This is a genomic window from Pseudarthrobacter leeuwenhoeki (assembly GCF_055412885.1).
Window position 1 is genome coordinate 65,931 of sequence record NZ_JBVAYY010000012.1, and the last position, 19,094, is coordinate 85,024.

The window sequence follows — 19,094 nt, forward strand, 5'->3', positions numbered from 1 at the left end:
TGCCCGTCGTCGGGAATCGCAGTGACGGAGACACCGGACGCCTTGTGGGGCGCCGGCTTCGAGCCCTCGGCGGCAGTGCCGTCGTCAGCTGCGCGGGCATCCCCGGTGCCGTCAGCCTCAACCGCGCTGTCAGCCTCAACCGCTGCGCCTTCTGCGCTCGCTGCGGCGGGGATGGGCGTGACCTGCACGGCAGGCCTCACGGCGCTGGAGGGAACGGCGGCAAGGCCGGAGACCGGGTCCGGGGCCGGCAGGGCCGCCTTGGTCACGGCAGGCACCGGCGCGTTGCCTGCAGCTGCCGTCTGTGGCGCCCGGTCAGGAGCAGGAGCAGGAGCAGGAGCCGGAGCAGGAGTGGGCTGGGGGAGTGGTTCCACGCTGATCGGCTGCCCGCCGTGTTCCGCAACGTCCTCGGCGAGCGCTGTGAGCATGGACTCGGCCTCGTCGATCATGTCCTGGTTCCCGGCCGCAATGCCCTTGACGAGGTACTGCGCCAGGGCGAATTCGGCGGAGAGCGCGGCACGCCGCAGCAGATGGGCGTCCGGCACGTCGCGCCGGGACGAGGTGTAGTGCGCCAGGACGGCGTCCACGAAGTCCTGGTCGTTGGAGGCGACCAGCCAGGCCATGTCATCGGCCGGGTCCCCGATCCTCAGATCGGTCCACCCCGTCACAGCCGTGACACGGTCGCCGTCGACCAGCAGGTGGTCCTCGTGAAGGTCCCCATGGACCACACACGGGTTGAAACGCCAGAGGGAGACGTCCTCGAGGGCGTGTTCCCAGCGGCGAAGCAGCAAGGACGGAATCTTGCCCGTAGTGGCGGCCTGGTCCAGTTCGTTGAGGCGGCGCTGGCGGAATTCGTTGGGGGTGTAGCTCGGCAGATCGGCATTGCTGACCAGCGAGTGGGGCAAATCATGGATGGCGGCGAGCGCTGCGCCGATTTCACTGGCCACCGCAGGGGATGCGGCGCCAAGTTCCTCGACCGACCGGGTCGAGCCGGCCAGGTGCGAGTAGACGAACGTGGTCAGCGGGCCCTGCCGCACGGTGCCGGCCACGGTGGGCATCAGGAAGGGAAGTTCGGCCCGGATGCCAGGGAGGAACGCACGCAGCACCAGGAACTCAATTTCCAGACGTGCGCTGGCCTCGGCATGGCGCGGCGAGCGCACGCGCCAGCGCTTGCCTTCCGAATCCAGGAGCAGTGCCGAGTCGAAGTCCGCCGGATCGTCGGGCGCAGAGCTGACGGCGGTCGGGGTCAGTCCGGGGACTGCCGCGGTTGCCACAGCTGCCAGTTCGATTGGTTTTCTTCTCACGCTTCCACGGTAGATTGAGCGGCGCCGAAGACGGCGATGCACCACGGCGAGTCTGAAAGATCAGGAATAAATTGCACACCGGGGACCGTTCCTGCGCCGTGCCCTGCTGCCACCGGCGGGGCACGTGCGGATGCCCACATACGCCCGCGGGAAATGTCATTTGTCCGCGGGAGTCAGTACGGTGGGTACATGAGTCTTGCGGAGTCACCGGCGTCCAATCACCAAGCCCAGGCAGGCACGTCAATCTCCCCGCATACCGGCCTGGCCGCCAACCATCTCCTGGACACCGTCCTTCCCGTGCGCCCGGCGCTGATTGACCGGGGCTCCGCGGCGCGGGTTAAGCCCGGGATGGTCGAGGAGCTCCTGGACTCCGGCGCCGCACGGGCCATGGTGCTGTCGGGCCGGCAGGCCCTCATCAATGGCGGCAGCCTGGTGCTGCTGGACGCAGCCGAACTCGCCCGGCACCTGCAGGACACGGCCTACGCCCCGGAACAGCTGATCTACCTGGGCTCCGCCCTGCCCGGCCCGGACCTTGCCGCGGGAACCGAACTGATCCTCTTCCTCCTGCCGCAGCAGTTCGAGGTCCAGGCCGAGGAATTCGAAGACCACATTGCCGGCATCCCCGAGGGCGCGCAGTGGGCGGGTTTCCGTGATGTCGCGGCCACGCTGAACCCCACCGACACCGCGATCTTCATCGAGGCCAGCGCCATCGCCAACTGGCACGCCACACACACCCACTGCCCGCGCTGCGGCACCGCCACGGCGCCGGAAGCCGGAGGCTGGGTCCGCCGTTGCCCCGCGGACGGCTCCGAGCACTACCCGCGAACCGATCCGGCCATCATCGTCACCGTGGTGGGCCCGGACGGCCGGCTGCTGCTCGGCGGCGGCGGCCCCCTTGATGCCCGGAACTATTCCACCCTCGCCGGGTTCGTTGAACCGGGGGAGTCGCTGGAACAAGCAGTGGTCCGGGAGATCGGCGAGGAAGTCGGCGTGCGGGTCACCGCCTGCCAGTACCTCGGTTCCCAGCCATGGCCCTTCCCGGCCTCCCTGATGCTCGGCTTCACAGCCTCGACCGCGGACACCGACGCCACGCCCGACGGCGTCGAGGTCACGCGGGCGCGCTGGTTCAGCCGGAGCGAACTGCAGGAGGCAGTACTCAGCGGCGAAATCGTCATCTCCAGCAGGCTCTCCATCGCCCGGGCCCTGATCGAGCACTGGTACGGCGGGGCCATCCGGGACCGCGCGGACCACCCGTGAGGCGCCCGTGAGAACACCCAGCGGCACCCCCGCGCCGCGGCTCGACCACCGCGGCGCATCCACCGCACACCCTCGAACGACTGAGCAGCAGAAGTGAACACAGATATCTTCCAGTCCGGCGCACTCCCGTCCGGCCCGTCCGGCCCATCCGACGAGGCTGCGCCGGACGCCGAAGCCCCGGCGCCGGACAACCGCTCCCTGGAGGAGCGCATTTTTGGCGGCCTTGACGCCGAACAGCGCGAAGTTGCCAGCACCCTGCAGGGACCCATGTGCGTGCTTGCCGGTGCCGGCACCGGCAAGACCCGCGCCATCACGCACCGGATCGCCTACGGGGTGCACTCCGGCGTGTACAACCCGCAGCGCCTCCTGGCCGTCACGTTCACGTCGAGGGCAGCGGCTGAAATGCGCAGCCGCCTCCGCGACCTCGGCGTCGGCAACGTCCAGGCCCGCACCTTCCACGCCGCAGCCCTGCGACAGCTCCAGTTCTTCTGGCCCCAGGCGGTCGGCGGCGTCCTGCCCAACCTGCTGGACCACAAGGCCCAGATGATTGCTGAGGCGGCCCGGCGGCTGCGCCTGAGCACTGACCGGGCCTCGATCCGCGATCTGGCCTCTGAAATCGAGTGGGCCAAGGTGTCGATGCTCACTCCGGCCAACTATCTGGAAAAAGCCCAGGGCCGCGGCGCCCCGGGCGGCTTTGACCTGACCGCCGTCGCCCGCGTCTTCCAGTCCTATGAGGACGTCAAGACGGACCGGAACGTGATCGACTTCGAGGACGTGCTGCTGATCACCGTGGGCATCCTGCAGGAGGACCCGAAGGTCGCCGCCACCGTCCGCGAGCAGTACCGCCACTTCGTCGTCGACGAGTACCAGGACGTCTCGCCGCTGCAGCAGCGGCTGCTGGAACTGTGGCTCGGCGGCCGCGACGAGCTCTGCGTTGTCGGCGACGCCAGCCAGACCATCTACTCCTTCACAGGCGCCTCGCCGAAGCACCTGCTCGGTTTCAAAGCCCAGTACCCCGAGGCCACCGTCGTCAAGCTGATCCGCGACTACCGCTCCACCCCGCAGGTGGTGAGGCTGGCCAACGACCTGCTGGCCGGCCGCCGCAGCGGCGGTCCCGTCGCCGACGCCGCCTGGGCGACGCCGCTGCAGCTTGTGGCGCAGCGCCCGCCCGGTCCGGTGCCGCAGTTCACCGAATGCTCCGATGACGAGGCCGAGGCCGCCACCGTGGCGGTCAAGGTGCGTGAGCTCCTCGATGCCGGCACGCCGGCCAGCCAGGTCGCTGTGCTGTTCCGCACCAACGGCCAGTCAGAGGCCTACGAGCAGGCCCTGGCCTCGGCGGGGATCGGCTACCAGCTGCGCGGCGGGGAACGGTTCTTTGCCCGCAAGGAAGTCCGGGACGCCATCCTGCAGCTGCGGGCCGCCACCCGGGCCGTCGCCGAAACCGCCAGCCCCGAGCCGCTGGGCCAGCTGGTCCGTGACATCGTCGCGTCGCTGGGCTACACGGACGCCGCCCCGCACAGCGGCGGCGCGCTCCGGGAACGCTGGGAATCCCTCGCAGCGCTTGTCGCGCTGGCCGACGAGCTCGTGATCAGCCGCGGCGCGCATTTCACCCTCGCGGACTTCGTCAACGAACTCCAGGAACGCTCCCTGGCCCAGCACGCCCCGACCGTCCAGGGCGTCACCCTGGCGTCGCTGCACGCCGCCAAGGGCCTCGAATGGGACGCCGTGTTCCTCGTCGGGCTCAGCGAGGGGCTGATGCCGATCTCCTTCGCCGACAGCCCCGAGTCCGTGGACGAGGAACGCCGCCTGCTGTACGTGGGGATCACCCGGGCCAGGGAACACCTGTTCCTGTCCTGGTCCACCGCACGGACCCCGGGCGGGCGGGCCAACCGGAAGCCCTCGCGCTTCCTGGACGGGCTGCGCCCCGACTCCGTGGCCAGCTCCTCCGTCCGCGGCAAGGGGGCGGCGCCGCGCCGCAAAGCCGCAGTGCCGGCCACCTGCAGGGTCTGCGGGACCATGCTCTCGTCCGGGGCCGAACGCAAGGTGGGCCGCTGCAACCAGTGCCCGCCCAGCTACGAGGAGCAGACCTTCGACGCGCTCCGGCAGTGGCGCAAGGACATTGCGCTCGAGGCCGACGTCCCCGCCTTCGTGGTCTTCACGGACGCCACACTGACCGCTATTGCCGAAGCCCGGCCCGAATCCCTCGAACAGCTTGCCAAACTACCCGGGGTGGGCCCGTCCAAACTGGAGAAATACGGCGAAGCAGTGCTGGCAGTGCTGGTCGAAAGCACCACCCTCTGATGGCCGGCAGCCAGGCGGCTCCGGCGGCAACGCCGCTGACCACTGCCGACGGCGCCCCGGTGGAAGTCCGGCGTTCCGCCCGGCGCCGCCGCACCGTGGCGGCGTTCTGGGAGAACGGCACCGCCGTCGTCGCCATTCCTGCCTCCTTCAGCCGCGCCCAGGAACACGAATGGGTGCACCGGATGCTCGAGAAGCTGCGGCGCCAGGGGGAACGCGGGACCCGCGGCGCCGGCCGGCGGCGCCCGCGCAGCGATGCCGCCCTCGCGGCGCACGCCGCCGGGCTGTCCGCGAAGTATTTCGGCGGCCGGGCCGTGCCGTCCTCAGTGCGCTGGGTGGGCAACCAGAACTCCCGCTGGGGGTCCGCGACGCCGTCGGAGGGGACCATCCGGCTCTCGGACAAGCTGCAGCCCATGCCGCAGTGGGTCATCGACTACGTGCTGCTGCATGAACTGGCGCACCTGCTGGTGGCCGGCCACGACGCCGCGTTTTGGCGTCTGCTCGAGGCCTACCCGGACACCGCCCGGGCGAAGGCCTTCCTTGAGGGCGTTTCCTTCGCCACCTCCCGCGGCCTTCCGCCGGGCGACGGCGACGGCGACGGCGTGAGCGACGGCGATGACGTGGACGGCGCCGGAGCGGACACCCTGGGCATCTGAGGATCCCTGCTCCGGGTTGGCGCTGTCCCGCTCGCGCAGCCGCAAGTCCCTGCGCCCCTGAACGCCGGCACGGAAAAGCCCCGGCCGGAACCGAAGTTCCAGCCGGGGCCAGCCGATCAGCTAGGGCTTGGGGTTCCCGCCGGTGCCGGGAGCGTCGTCCGTCCCGGTCCCGCCGGTATTGTCGCCGGGCTCCTCCCCGGATTCGCCGGGCTCCTGCCCGGATTCGGCGGATTCTTCCCCGGCCGCCGGGGTGTCCTCCTGCTCGTCGAAGCCGCCGCTGAGCAGCTTCTGCAGGGCGTCGTCAACCTCGGAATCGGTTGCCTCGGCCAGCTTCCGGCGTTCGCTGAACCCTTTGGGGTCTTCCAGGTCTTCGGCAGTGGGCAACAGATCGGGGTGCTGCCAGATCGCATCGCGACCGTCGGGACCGCGTTCGTCCTTCAGTGAGGCCCAGAGGGCGGCGGCCTCCCGGAGCCGGCGCGGGCGCAGTTCGAGCCCCACGAGGGAGGAGAAAGCGTGTTCGGCCGGTCCACCGGTGGCGCGGCGGCGCCGCACCGTCTCACGCAGCGCCGCGGCGGAGGGCAGCAGCTTCTCCGTGGCCGCCCAGCTCAGTTCATCGACCCAGCCCTCCACGAGAGCGAGCGCAGTCTCAAGTTTCTCCAGCGCCTGATCCTGCGCGGGGGTGCGCTGCGGCATAAAGACGCCCTGGGACAGGGCCTCCTGGATGCCCTCGGGGTTGCCCGGATCGAGTTCGCGGGCGAGTTCCTCGATCTTCGAGGTGTCGATGTGGATGCCGCGGGCGTACGCTTCAATGGCGCCGAGGAGGTGCCCCCGCAACCAGGGGACCTGCACGAACAGCCGGGCGTGGGCTGCTTCGCGGACGGCCAGGAACAGGCGGATGTCGTTCTCCGGCAGGCTCAGGCCTTCGCCGAACTTTGCCACGTTGGAGGGCAGCAGTGCCATTTCGAGGTCGGCAAGCGGGACGCCGATGTCGGTGGAACTGACCACCTCAGCCGACAGGGCGCCAATGGCCTGGCCCAGTTGCATGCCGAAGATCGCCCCGCCCATGTTCTGCAGCATTGAGGACGCGCCGCCCATCATGGACTTCATTTCCTCCGGCATCTGCTCGGTCATGGCAGCGGAGAGTGCATTCGCGATGCTGTTGGCAACCGGCTCGGTCAGGCGTTTCCAGGTGCCAAGCGTTTCCTCGACCCATTCGGCCCGTGACCAGGCGCGGCCGATCAGCCCCGTGGCCGGCAGGCCGGTGACCTGATCAAGCCACAGTTCGGCGAGCCGCAGGGCTTCATCGACCTCGCGGGACTGCTGCGCGGTGACGGACGGGTCGGAGCCGCTGGCGGCCACACGCCGGGCGTTTTCGTGCGCTAGCTCCCAGTTCACGGGTCCTTCCGAGGAGGCGCTCATCATGGCCTGCACCTGGGAGAACATCTGGGCGAGGAGGTTCGGGTCGTCCGGAAGGCCCGCAGCCTTCGCCAGTTCCGCGGGGTCGATGTTACCCATGCCCTGGCCACCCATCAGGTTCTTCAGCATTTCTGCCAGCGGATCCTTGGGTTCCTCGTCGCCATTGGACGGATTAAGTGGGTTGGAGCTCATGATCCCGCCGATCGTCGGTGTGGCTGCTTCTCACGTTCACGGTACCCCGCAGCCAGCGGGCTGTCTGCTGAAACCCCGCCACGTTCGCTGTAGGCAAAGAGACCAGCCGGCAGCCGAGCGCGTAGTGTTGGAAACTGGAATATTGGCAGGCAGCAGCCGCGGCTTAGAGCGCGGGCGCGGTGCGCTGATCAGGGGTCCGCACGGTCCCCGGGCGCCGGCACGGAGAGGTCCTTCATTGACGATTACGCAGGGCGGGCCGCCCGCCAGGGAGCCGGCGGCCGGCCAGACCCGGGGCCGCAGGGCCCTGGTGCCCGGATCAAGTTCCGGCCGGAAACGGGACAAACGCTCATCAGCCATGCTCGTCTCGGGACTGCTCGCACTGGCGCTGGGCGTTACCGCCCTGAGCCTGCCTGTCCCGTACGTCGTGGAATCACCCGGCCCCACCTTCAACACCCTGGGCAATGACAACGGCCAACCGGTCATCAGCGTCACAGGCCGCGAGACCTTTCCTGCCAAGGGCAACCTGGACCTGACCACGGTCTACGTCGACGGCGGACCCAACGGGCCGGTGACGGTCTTCGAGGCGTTCTCGGCCTGGCTCAACGGCGCCAAAGGCGTCTATCCGGAGGAACTCGTCTTCCCCACCGGCGTGACCAAGGAACAGTCCCAGCAGGAAAGCGCCGTCGCGATGACCACCTCGCAGGAGAACGCTGTGGCCTCAGCCCTGAAGGAACTGGGGATCGCGTTTGAGCAGAAAATGCAGATCGCTGGCATCCCGGAGGGTTCCGCCTCTGCCGGCAAGCTTCAGGAAAACGACGTGGTGCTGTCCGTCAACGGCAAGACGGCGACCGCGCTAAGCGTCGTCCAGGCTGAGCTGGCTGCCGGTAACGGTGCCCCGGTGGAGGTTGTCGTCGACCGCAACGGCAGCAATGTGGCCACCAGCATCACGCCATCCCGGACCGAGGCAGGGCGGTTCATCCTCGGGGTCCTGCTGCAGTACCAGTTCAAGTTCCCCTTCGACGTCAAGATCTCCCTGGAGAAGGTCGGTGGTCCCAGTGCCGGGATGATGTTCGCCCTGGGCATCGTGGACACGGTCACCCCCGGCGACCTGACCGGCGGCAAGCACGTCGCGGGCACGGGAACCATCACCCCCGACGGTATTGTCGGTCCGATTGGCGGCATCAGCCAGAAGATGCACGGCGCGCGATCCGGAGGCGCCACCCTGTTCCTGGCACCGGCCGCAAACTGCGGCGACGTCGTTGGTCATATTCCGGACGGTCTGCAGGTGGTTCGGGTCGAGAATCTGGCCGACGCACGGAAAGCGGTCGAACTGGCCGCATCCGGTGCCGACACATCCGGGCTTCCTGTTTGCTCCAGCCACTAGACTGGCGGCGGAACTAAGATCCACCGCCAATCGTGGCACTTACGACGGCTTCGCCGCCCTGTTGGGGCGGTGCCGGCGGTCGCTACAATGCAGAAACCTCACGTTCCCGCATCAAGGCACCGCACAGATAACTAAAAACCACTAACTGACGACCAGCTATGAGGTACCGAGTTTGTCCCGTCCAGCCAGCACTGTCCCGCCCGGAAGACCCCAGCAACGACGAAGCGCACTGACACCGACGTTGATTGTTGTGGCCTTGATTGTTGTGGGCTTCATCTTCTTCGCCAATGTCTGGACAGACGTCCTCTGGTACCAGCAGCTGGGCTTCTTCGAAGTCTTCCTGACCGAGAACCTGGCACGCATCGCCATCTTCCTGGCCGGCTTCGCCCTGATGTTCTCCGCCGTCTTTTTCGCGATCCGGATCGCCTACAACTCCCGCCCCGTGTACGCACCGGACTCGGACATCCGGGACAACCTGAACCGCTACCAGGTCCAGCTTGAACCCATCCGCCGCGTCGTGATGATCGGCCTGCCCGTCCTCTTCGGCCTGTTCGCCGGCAGCGCAGCGGCCAGCCAGTGGCAGAGGGTGCTTCTGTTCCTGAACCAGGAACCCTTTGGCCAGAACGATCCGCTGTTCGAGCTCGACATCAGCTTCTACCTGATGACCCTGCCGTTTCTGGGCTTCGTCACCGGCTTCCTGATCAGCGTCACCATCGTCGCCGGCGTCGCGGGCATCCTGACGCATTACCTGTACGGCAGCATCCGGATTATGGAACGCGGCATCTTCACCAGCCGCGCGGCGCAGATCCACCTCGCAGTCTCCGGCGCAGCCTTCCTGCTCCTGCTCGGCGCCAATTTCTGGCTGGACCGCTACGCCGCCGTGCAGAACAGTGGCGGCCGCTGGGCCGGCGCGCTGTATACGGACGTCAACGCCGTCATCCCCACCAAAGCCATCCTGGCCGTGGCCGCGGTCCTCGTCGCCGTGTTGTTCATCGTCGCTGCCGTGATCGGCAAATGGCGGCTGCCCGTCATCGGAACCGCGATGCTCGTTATCACCTCGATCCTGGCCGGCGGTGTCTACCCGTGGGTGATCCAGCAGTTCCAGGTCCGGCCCTCGGAGCAGACGTTGGAGAAGGAGTTCATCGAACGCAACATCAACCTGACCCGTTCGGCGTACGGCCTCGACAAGATCCAGGAAACCCGGTACAACGCCACCACCAACCCCACCACGGGCGCCCTGGCCCCCGACGCGCAGACCACGGCCAACATCCGGCTGCTGGACCCCAACCTGATCTCGGACGCGTTCTCCCAGCTCGAGCAGTACCGGCCCTACTACCAGTTCCCGAGCGCCCTGAACGTGGACCGCTATGAGATTGACGGGAAGATCCAGGACACCGTCATCGCCGTCCGCGAACTGAACCCGGACGGTCTGAGCGCCAACCAGCAGTCCTGGCTGAACCGTCACGTCGTCTACACCCACGGCTACGGCGTCGTCGCTGCCAAGGGCAACAAGTTCACCGTCGACGGCAAACCGGAATTCCTGCAGTCCGGAATCCCGTCCACCGGCGTGCTCGGCGATGACTCGACCTACCAGCCGCGGATCTACTTCGGCGAGAACTCGGCAGACTACTCGATCGTCGGCGCCCCCGAAGGCGCCCCGAACCGCGAGCAGGACCGGCCCGCCGCCAAGGAAGGCGACCGCGAAACCCAGTACACCTTCACCGGCGAAGGCGGCCCGAACGTGGGCAGCTTCTTCAACAAGGTCCTCTACGCGATCAAGTTCCAGTCCTCGGACCTGCTGCTCTCTGACGGTGTGAACGCCGAATCCCAGATCCTCTACGACCGCAGCCCCCGGGAACGTGTCCAAAAGGTTGCCCCGTACCTCACTGTGGACGGCAACGCCTACCCGGCCGTCGTCGACGGACGGGTGAAGTGGATCGTGGACGGCTACACCACGAGCCAGTACTACCCGTACTCCCAGCAGGAGCAGCTCTCGGAGGCCACCGCCGACTCGCAAACCACTGCGGGGCGGACGGCCTCCCTGCCGAACACCACCGTCAACTACATCCGCAACTCGGTCAAAGCCACAGTGGACGCCTACGACGGCAAGGTGACGCTCTACGCCTGGGACGACCAGGACCCGGTGCTGAAGTCCTGGCAGAACATCTTCCCGTCCTCGCTGAAGCCGTTCTCGGAAATGTCCGGGGAACTGATGAGCCACGTCCGCTACCCGGAGGACCTGTTCAAGGTCCAGCGTGAACTCCTTGGCCGCTACCACGTCACCCAGCCGGACAGCTTCTACACCAACAACGATGCCTGGAGCGTCCCGAACGATCCGACCGTCCAGGGCGACGTCAAGCAGCCGCCGTATTACATGTCCCTGAAAATGCCTGACCAGGACAACCCGGCCTTCCAGCTGACCTCCTCGTTCATCCCGCAGGTGGTCAACGGAAACGCCCGCAACGTGCTTTACGGCTTCCTGGCCGCCGACTCCGACGCCGGCAATGAGAAAGGCGTGAAGGCCGAAAGCTACGGCCAGCTCAGGCTCCTGCAAATCCCGCCGGAGTCCAACATCCCAGGCCCGGGCCAGGCGCAGAACAAGTTCAACTCGGACCCCACCGTCTCGCAGGCCCTGAACCTGCTGCGGCAGGGTGCGTCGGCGGTGCTCAACGGCAACCTGCTGACCCTGCCGGTTGGCGGCGGCATGGCCTACGTCCAGCCCGTCTATCTGCGGTCCACGGGTGAGACCTCCTACCCCACGCTCCAGCGCGTCCTCGTGGCGTTTGGTGACAAGATCGGTTTCGCGCCGACCCTGGATGAGGCCCTGAACCAGTTGTTCGGCGGTGAGTCGGGAGCCAGCGCCGGCGACTCGGCCAACAACGGGCAGGCGCCCGGAACGCCGGGCGAGACCCCGTCAGCTCCGGGCAGCACGGATGCGAAGGCAGAGCTGAAGGCGGCCCTGGAGGCGGCGAACGCCGCCATCAAGGCCGGCCAGGAGGCCCTAGCGAAGGGCGACTTCGCAGCCTATGGCGAGGAGCAGAGGAAACTCACCGCGGCCCTGCAGCGTGCCATCGACGCCGAAGCCAAGATCGCGGCGGAAACCCCGGTTCCTGCACCGGCGGCCAGCCCGGCGCCGGATGCCACCACGCCGGCGGCCACCCCGGCCCCGACGCCGAGCAGCTGACGCAGGCACTGATGCACAGCAACTGAGTCGCGGCTGAAGGCCGGGTTCCCGCTCCCGCCGGAGCGGGAACCCGGCCTTTCCGTTTCCCTCCAGGCGCGGGCGACCCCAGGCCCGGGGCCGGGAGACGCACATCACGACGCCTCGATTTGGCCTCAAGTTCACCGGCAGGTAGAGTTGATCTTGCGACGCGGGGTGGAGCAGTTCGGTAGCTCGCTGGGCTCATAACCCAGAGGTCACAGGTTCAAATCCTGTCCCCGCAACTGAAGAGAAGGTCCGGAACACTGGAAACAGTGTTCTGGACCTTCTGCTTTAAGCCGGCACCGCGTATAGCAGGGGCCCCGGCAAAAGCGGGCCCGGGCGGCGGCCCGGGAGCGGTAGGGGCAGTGGTCGGGGCGGCGTCAAAAGTAGGGTACTGTTGATCAAGCGACGCGGGGTGGAGCAGTTCGGTAGCTCGCTGGGCTCATAACCCAGAGGTCACAGGTTCAAATCCTGTCCCCGCAACTGAAGAAGAAAAGGAAGGCCCGGATCTGTTGATCCGGGCCTTTCTTGTTGCCCAAGAATCGGCAGCCCCAGTACCTGGCAGCCCCAGTACCTGGCAGCCCCAGTTGCCTGCCGGGTCCCTGCGGCCAGGCAGGCAACTGGGCCGGCGCTAGCCGTCCTTGAGCCGCTGGTAGGTCTCCAACGCCCGGGCACGGGACTCCGGCAGCCCGACGATCGGATCCGGGTAGCCCGCCGCCGAACCATTGGCCTTCCACGGTTCGTGGATCGCCTTCTCGTCCAGGCCGGAGAGCTCCGGGAGGTACGCGCGCAGGTAGCGGGCGCCGGCGTCGAACTTTTTGCTCTGGGTGACCGGGTTGAAGATCCGGAAGTACGGCGCGGCGTCGGCGCCGGATCCGGCCACCCACTGCCAGTTCGCCGGGTTGCTCGCGGCGTCGGCGTCGACCAGGGTGTCCCAGAACCAGGCCTCGCCGAGTCTCCAGTCGGCCAGCAGGTTCTTGACGAGGAAACTCGCGGCGGCCATCCTGACGCGGTTGTGCATCCAGCCGGTCTGCCATAGCTGGCGCATCCCGGCGTCGACCAGGGGGTACCCGGTACGGCCCTGCTGCCAGGCCTCGAGTTCGGCGTCGGAGGGTGTCTGCCAGGCGAAGCGGTCAAACTCGGGCCGGTAGTTCCGGGTTGCCAGCTGCGGGTTCTCGTAGAGCAACTGCCAGCAGAACTCCCGCCACCCGAGCTCGGAGCGGAAGATCCCGACGTCGGCCGGCGCCGCGGGTCCAAAGTGTTCGCGCAGCGCATGCCAGATGCGGAAAGGGCTGATCTCGCCGAACCGCAGATGCGCGGAGAGCCGGCTGGTTCCCTCGGTGCCGGGGATGTTCCGGCCGGTGCCGTACCCTTCTGCCGGACCGTCGAGGAAGTCCTCAAGCCGCTGGTGGGCCCCGGCTTCCCCGGGCTGCCAGGTACTGGCGAGGCCGGCACTCCAGTCCGGCCGGTGCGGAAGCAGCCCCCAGCTCTCAATCGGGTCGCCGGCCGGGACCCTGCCCTCGGCGTCCACAGCCGGGGCGGGGAGGCGCTCCGGGGCCTCCAGGGGGAGCCGGGGCTCCTCGCCGTCGAGGCAGGCCCGCCAGAAGGGCGTGAAGACCTTGTACGGCCCGTCGGCCCCGGTCCGCACCGTCCACGGCTCAAACATGAGGTTCGCCTGGAAGCTGGCAGCGGTGAGGCCCTGTTCCGCGGCCCAGGCTTTGACGCGGGCATCCACCTCGCGTTCGGGGCCGCCGTAACGGCGGTTCCAGAGCAGCGTCGAGGCGCCGGTCTCCCGGGCGAGGTCCCGGATGATGTCCGCGGCCGCGCCGCGGCGCAGCAGCAGGCGTGATCCCGTGGCCTCAAGTCCAGCGGCGAGATCGGCCAGCGAATGGTGCAGCCACCATTTCGTGGCGCCGCCGAGGGGACGCACCCCGGGGGAGGCCTCGTCGAGGACATAGACCACAGTCAGCGGCTGTCCCAGCGAAACCGCTTCGCTCAGGGCCGGGTTGTCGTCCAGCCGGAGGTCGTCGCGGAGCCAGACAAGGGTCGAAGACAGGGTTCCCGAAGACATGGCTCAACGGTACACGCGCAGCCGCGGCCGCGCCGCTCCTGCGCCGCACGGCTCACCACAGCCGCACCACCGCCGCACCACCGCCGCACCACCGCCGCACCACCGGACATCGGGCGGGACAGCGAAGGCCGGGCCCGGACCGTCGGTGAACGGTCCGGGCCCGGCCTCTGCAAAACCGGTGGCAGAACTTCCGGCGGCAACGCGCCGGGGATGTGCCTACAGCTTGTCGAAGTCCGCCTCTTCGACGGAGGAACCGGCGGCGCGGTGTTCACCGGCGCCAATGGCCGCGGGGGAGCCGCCGGACTTCAGCGCCGCAAGCCGCGCCTCAATCTCGGTCTGCTCGCCGAGGTCCTCCAGCGAGTTGAACTGTGCGTCCAGGCTGGAGGCGGCGAGTTCCTGCTGGCCCCGCACCTTGGCTTCCTCGCGGCGGATCTTCTCTTCGAAGCGGCCCACCTCGGACGTGGGATCCATAAAGTCGATGCTCTTCATGGCATCGTGCACCTGGGTCTGGGCGGCGGCGGTCTTGGAGCGGGCAACCAGCTCGTTGCGCTTGGCGGTGAGCTCGTTGAGCTTGCCCTTCATCTGCCCCAGGCCGTGCTTGAGCTTGTCCACGACCTCGGTCTGGGATGCGATGCTCGGCTCGGCGGACTTCGCCTCGTTTTCCGCGGACATCTGGCGCTGCAGGGCCACTTTGGCGAGGTTGTCGAACTTCTCGGCGTCAATGGTGTCGCCGTTGGCCCGGTACTCGTCCGCCTTGCGGGACGCCGCGAGGGCCTTTTTGCCCCAGTCCTGGGCGTTCTTGATGTCCTCGTTGTAATCATCCTGGAGCATACGCAGGTTGCCGATGGTCTGGGCAACGGCCGACTCCGCCTCGGCGATGTTGTTGGTGTAGTCCCGGACCATCTGGTCCAGCATCTTCTGCGGGTCCTCGGCCTGGTCCAGCAGGGAGTTGATGTTGGCCTTCGCCAGCTGCGCCATGCGGCCGAAAATGGACTGCTTCATGGTGTTACCTTTCGTCCTGCTCAGTGGTTCCCACTGAATTTCGGTGAACAGTGAAATGTACCGCTTCTATTCGCAGGCGGGAGCGTGCCCGCCGGCGCCTAGTCTGTGTGGGCCGGGCGTGTTGGCCGTGTTGGCCGGGCGCACCTGCCTAGAAGTCGCCGCCGCCGCCGAAGTCGCCGCCCCAGCCTCCGCCGGAGTCACCGCCGCCGCCCCAGCCCCCGCCTCCGCCGGAATCGCCGCCGCCGCCCCAGCCTCCGCCTCCACCGCCGCCGTGCAGGATGGAGTTGATCAGGATGCCGCCGAGGATGGCGCCGCCCAGGCCACCGCCTCCGCCGCCGCCGAACATCCCGCCGCGGCCGTAACCCTGGTCGGCGTAGCCGCCGAAGTGGTCGACGTCGGACTGCGCCAGCTGCGCCGCCTGCGCCGCCAGCGAGTGGGCCTGCTGGGCGTACTGCAAGGCAGTGACGGGGTCGGTGCGCGAGATGGACAAGGCGTAGTCGAGGTTCCGCTGGGCTTCCGCCAGGCGGGTTCTGGCCTCGGTGCCCACGCCGCCGCGCCGGGCGGTGATGTAGTCCGAGGTCGCGCTGATCTGCGCCTGCGCGGACATAATGCTCTGCTGCAGCGAGGCCTGTGCGCGGCGGGTTTGCTCCTGCTGGTCGCGGATGCCCGAGAGTGCCCCGTCCAGCGACTGGTGCGCCGTCTCGACCCGCACCAGGGTGGCGATCGGATCGATCTTGCCGCCCTGGATTTCGGCCTTGACCTGCGCCAGGGCGGTTTCCACCGCGGCGACCGGTCCGGCGAGTTCGGGGTGCGCCCCGGACTGGATCAGGGCCCTGGCCTGGGCCAGGTCCTGGGAAATGTCCACGACGGCGGACTCAAGGCCGCTGCGGGCCTCGTCGAGGCTTCCGGCGACCTTCGCGATGGCGCCGATCAGCACGTTTGTCTGATGCAGGCTTTCTTCCGCCGCGCGGACGGCGACGGCGGCCAGGCTCCCCTCGCCGGCACTGAGCTTCTCCTGGGCCGTGACGGAAGCGTTCTGCACGAAGGCGAGGCGTTCCTTGGCCTGGTTGATGTTGTCGCCAACCTGTACCAGGGCACTCTCGGCGTACTTGGCGCGCAGCTCGGCGAGGGAACGCTCGGCGCTGGCGATTTTGGCTTCCGCCTCACTCGCCCCGGCGCTGACCGCAGCCAGCGCCTGCGGGGCATTCTTTTCAAGCTCCCGCAGTGAATCGAAGTCGGCCTTCTGCTCCTGCAGGGAGGCCAGAGCGGCCTCGGAACGGCGGATGATCTCGCCGAGCCAGGTCCGCTGCTGCTCTTCGGTATCGGGGATGTGGTCATCGAGCTGCTGCTGCAGTTTGAAGGATTCCGACATGTGGCCCTTGGCGTCCTGCAACGCCTTCGTGAAGTTCCCGACGGCCGCGTCGCCGTATTGTGCCTGCGCGAAGCCAAGCTCCTGCTCGCTGGACTTGATGGCGTCGTCGGCCTCAATCAGGAGTGAGCCGCTCTTGCGGCGCAATTCCTCGACGGTGAGCCCGGCCAGCGGATCCAGCTCGGCGCCCTGCGGGCCGTAGCCTGTTTGCGCGCTGGCGGCAGCTTTCTTCCGGCGGTTGCGGAGGAGGAGGTAGGCGCCCGCACCGCCCGCGGCGACGACGCCCACGCCCACGAGCACGGCACTGCCGGCGCCGCCACCCTCGGACGGGACGGTGCCCTTGCCTCCGCTGGCGGCATCGCCGATGGCCGCGGCGCTGTCGATGGCGGCCTGGGCGTAGTTGCCGTCGCGCAGGTTGGGGTCGACCGCGCTGGTCACGATGGTGTCCCGCTGGGCGTCCGTGATCTTGCTGTTGGACGGCTTGCTCAACAGGTACTGGCGGGTGTCCGTGGCAACCGTCAGCAGCATGGCGTTGGCACCCAGGCTGGCCGTGTCCGCCACCTCCTTGGCCCAGGCATACCGGTCGGTGGGGTTCTCAAACTTCTTTACGTAGACGACATGGTAGGTCATGGCGTGGTCGGCGCCGAGCTGCTTGATGGCCTGTTCTACGTCGCCCCTCCGGTCGCCCAGGACACCGGCGGAGTCAACGACCTTAGTGACAGGGTCGAGGGTCACCGGATCTTCGGCGAAGGCCGTAGCGGCGGGAAGCGCCAGCAGTCCGACGACGCCGAGAACGGCGAGGAAACGTTTATAGGTAGACCGCATGCGCAACCCTTCAGCACTTCTGCGACCGGTTCGGGCCGAACCGGTCGTCACAGAATGCAGCAGCGCCCCCACGCAGATGTAAAGCCGCAGGTCGCTGTGGCAATTCCATTTGATTCTATGGTGCACCCATGAGGCCGTCCACAGGCGGGAATATGCCACCAGCGAAAAGCGCTGAACCGGTCACCGCCCGCTGGACGCCGTACCTCCCGGTGTCCAGCAATCTCCCAGCAAACGTGCGCTCTAGTATCAGTGAGATCGTCCATAGTTAATAGAGACGAGGATGAAAGGAAGTCTTATGACTGAGAACCCAGCGCAGGGCGCGTCACCAGAGAACCGGGAGCCGGCCACGCCGGATGAGGGCGCTCCGGGGCACCCGCAGGCTGCCCCCGCGCCGGACTCAGCACAGGAGAATCCGACGCTCCGGCTGGACCGGGCCGCGGACAACCCCCCGCAGCCGGTCTACCCGCAGCACCAGCCGTCCTACGGGCGTCCCCCCGCACAGGACACGCAGCAGTTTGGCGCCCCCCAGGAACACCTGCACCAGGGCCACACCCCGGGGCAGTCCACCCCGCAGCCCGCCCCGGTGTACGGCCAGCCGGCCGGCAACTCCGCCTTGGGCCAGCCCCAGCAACCGCGTGACCAGCACGGCTACCCGCAGTACGCCCAGGGGCCCTACGGACAGCCCCCGCAGGGCGGCTATGGAGGCAACCAGCCCGGGTCGCCGTATGCGTCCAACCCGGCCCACGCCCCGAAGCGCAAGGCTGCCTTCGGCGTCCCCACCCTCGTGGCCAGCATCCTCGCCGCAGGCCTGGTCGGCGGCGGTGTGGTCGCAGGGACCACGCAGATGCTGGGGGACCGGGCCAGCACGTCCACAGGACCCGGCTTCAGCAGCCAGGCCGGACCTGTGATCGTGAACAACCGGGAAGACGTGAACGCCATCACCGCCGCTGCCGTGAAGGCCACCCCCAGTGTCGTGACCATCAAGGCCTCGAGTGGCAGTGAGGGCGGCACGGGCTCCGGCATCATCCTGGACGGCGAAGGCCATGTTCTCACGAACACGCACGTCGTCACCCTCGACGGCACGGCGGCCGACGCCGCGGTCGAAGTCCGGATGAGTGACGGCAGAGTCTACAGTGCCAAAATCGTCGGCACGGATCCGCTGTCCGACCTCGCGGTGGTGAAGATCCAGAACGGCTCCGGGCTGGTCCCGGCAGTCCTGGGCGACTCCGGCAAGCTGAACGTCGGCGATACCGCCGTCGCGATCGGATCGCCCCTCGGCCTCACGGGAACCGTCACCGACGGTATCGTGTCGACCCTGAACCGCACCATCAGTGTTGCCTCCTCGGCCGCGCCCAAGGAAGGCGCGGACGACCCGCAGGGCGGCGACCAGGGCTTCCAGTTCGCCCCGCCGGACGGCGGGCAGGGCCAAAGCACCGCCAGCCAGGGCAGCATCTCGATCAACGTGATCCAGACCGATGCCGCCATCAACCCGGGCAACTCCGGCGGTGCCCTGGTCAACACCAAGGGTGAGATCATCGGCGTGAACGTCGCGATCGCCTCCGCCGGCGGCGACTCCGCCACCAGCGGCAACATCGGCGTTGGCTTCAGCATCCCGATCAACCACGCCAAGCGCGTCGCCCAGGAGATCATCAGCACGGGCAAGGCCACCCACGGCCAGTTCGGCGTGAGCGTGAAGCAGAAGACCGCGAACTCCTCGGCCTCCGGTTTCTCCATCGGGGCGGAGGTCGCCACGGTGGAGCCCGGCTCCGCTGCGGACAAGGCCGGCATCAGGGTCGGCGACGTCGTGACGAAGTTCCAGGACCTCGCGATCAGCGACCCGAACCAGTTGACGGCAGCCGTGCGCGAGCAGCCCGCCGGGGCTGCGGTCAAGGTCACTGTCCTCCGTGACGGCGGGGAACGGCAACTGGACGTGACCCTCGGCGCGGCCGCCGAGCAATAGGAGCAACACGCAGCGTTCCCATCCGAAGGCCGGGCAGCCCCGTCAGGGGCCGTCCGGCCTTCGCCGTGCCGTCCCCCTGACACAGGCCTTCACCCAGCCGTGCCCGCGCTCCCCGATGTGGTTAGCTAGAAGCAACCCGTCACGCCGGGCGCTCCGTGGCC

10 protein-coding genes, 2 tRNA genes and 1 pseudogene are annotated in these 19,094 nt (G+C 68.2%); 8 read left to right on the forward strand and 5 right to left on the reverse strand.

What is annotated here, in order from left to right; all coding sequences use genetic code 11:
* Positions 1-86 precede the first annotated feature (86 nt).
* Positions 87-1,301: pseudogene (locus tag ACZYX4_RS12455) on the reverse strand (macrolide 2'-phosphotransferase); the annotation flags it as partial.
* A 189-nt stretch (positions 1,302-1,490) separates the two neighbouring features.
* Between ACZYX4_RS12455 and nudC the strand changes: the two are divergent.
* The 3 genes from nudC (at position 1,491) to ACZYX4_RS12470 (ending at position 5,512) form a co-directional block, all read left to right on the forward strand.
* Positions 1,491-2,558, forward strand: a complete 1,068-nt coding sequence (gene nudC / locus ACZYX4_RS12460; RefSeq protein WP_463876295.1) for an NAD(+) diphosphatase — start codon at positions 1,491-1,493, stop codon at positions 2,556-2,558.
* A 198-nt stretch (positions 2,559-2,756) separates the two neighbouring features.
* Positions 2,757-4,859 carry an ATP-dependent DNA helicase UvrD2 gene (locus ACZYX4_RS12465; protein WP_463876417.1) on the forward strand — a complete coding sequence of 701 codons (2,103 nt, stop codon included), beginning with the start codon at positions 2,757-2,759 and terminating at the stop codon, positions 4,857-4,859.
* Positions 4,859-5,512: a M48 metallopeptidase family protein gene (locus ACZYX4_RS12470; RefSeq protein ID WP_463876297.1), complete on the forward strand. Its 654-nt coding sequence runs from the start codon at positions 4,859-4,861 to the stop codon at positions 5,510-5,512. Before ACZYX4_RS12465 ends, ACZYX4_RS12470 begins: the two co-directional genes overlap by 1 nt.
* Positions 5,513-5,632: 120 nt before the next feature.
* Here ACZYX4_RS12470 and ACZYX4_RS12475 read toward each other — a convergent pair whose 3' ends face one another.
* Positions 5,633-7,120: a zinc-dependent metalloprotease gene (locus ACZYX4_RS12475; protein ID WP_463876299.1), complete on the reverse strand. Its 1,488-nt coding sequence runs from the start codon at positions 7,118-7,120 to the stop codon at positions 5,633-5,635.
* 235 nt (positions 7,121-7,355) lie between these two features.
* Between ACZYX4_RS12475 and ACZYX4_RS12480 the strand changes: the two genes are divergently transcribed.
* The 4 genes from ACZYX4_RS12480 (at position 7,356) to ACZYX4_RS12495 (ending at position 12,189) form a co-directional block, all read left to right on the forward strand.
* Entirely contained in the window at positions 7,356-8,504 is a 1,149-nt protein-coding gene (locus tag ACZYX4_RS12480; RefSeq protein ID WP_463876301.1) for a YlbL family protein, read from the forward strand.
* A 172-nt stretch (positions 8,505-8,676) separates the two neighbouring features.
* Positions 8,677-11,688, forward strand: coding sequence for a UPF0182 family membrane protein (locus ACZYX4_RS12485; protein ID WP_463876303.1), 3,012 nt, complete (start codon positions 8,677-8,679; stop codon positions 11,686-11,688).
* Positions 11,689-11,874: 186 nt separating this feature from the next.
* Positions 11,875-11,948 (forward strand) — tRNA-Met (locus ACZYX4_RS12490).
* 167 nt (positions 11,949-12,115) lie between these two features.
* A tRNA-Met gene (locus ACZYX4_RS12495) sits at positions 12,116-12,189 on the forward strand.
* 148 nt (positions 12,190-12,337) lie between these two features.
* Here ACZYX4_RS12495 and ACZYX4_RS12500 read toward each other — a convergent pair.
* From ACZYX4_RS12500 to ACZYX4_RS12510, 3 genes are all read right to left on the reverse strand, one after another.
* Positions 12,338-13,777 carry a cryptochrome/photolyase family protein gene (locus tag ACZYX4_RS12500; protein WP_463876305.1) on the reverse strand — a complete coding sequence of 480 codons (1,440 nt, stop codon included), beginning with the start codon at positions 13,775-13,777 and terminating at the stop codon, positions 12,338-12,340.
* Positions 13,778-13,993: 216 nt separating this feature from the next.
* Positions 13,994-14,779: a PspA/IM30 family protein gene (locus tag ACZYX4_RS12505; protein ID WP_463876307.1), complete on the reverse strand. Its 786-nt coding sequence runs from the start codon at positions 14,777-14,779 to the stop codon at positions 13,994-13,996.
* A gap of 148 nt (positions 14,780-14,927) precedes the next feature.
* On the reverse strand, positions 14,928-16,973 hold the full coding sequence (locus tag ACZYX4_RS12510) for a TPM domain-containing protein (protein WP_463876308.1): 2,046 nt from the start codon (positions 16,971-16,973) through the stop codon (positions 14,928-14,930).
* Between the two features lie 295 nt (positions 16,974-17,268).
* Between ACZYX4_RS12510 and ACZYX4_RS12515 the strand changes: the two genes are divergently transcribed.
* A complete protein-coding gene (locus ACZYX4_RS12515) occupies positions 17,269-18,933 on the forward strand; it encodes a S1C family serine protease (RefSeq protein WP_463876310.1) in 1,665 nt (554 codons plus the stop codon).
* Positions 18,934-19,094: the final 161 nt, after the last annotated feature.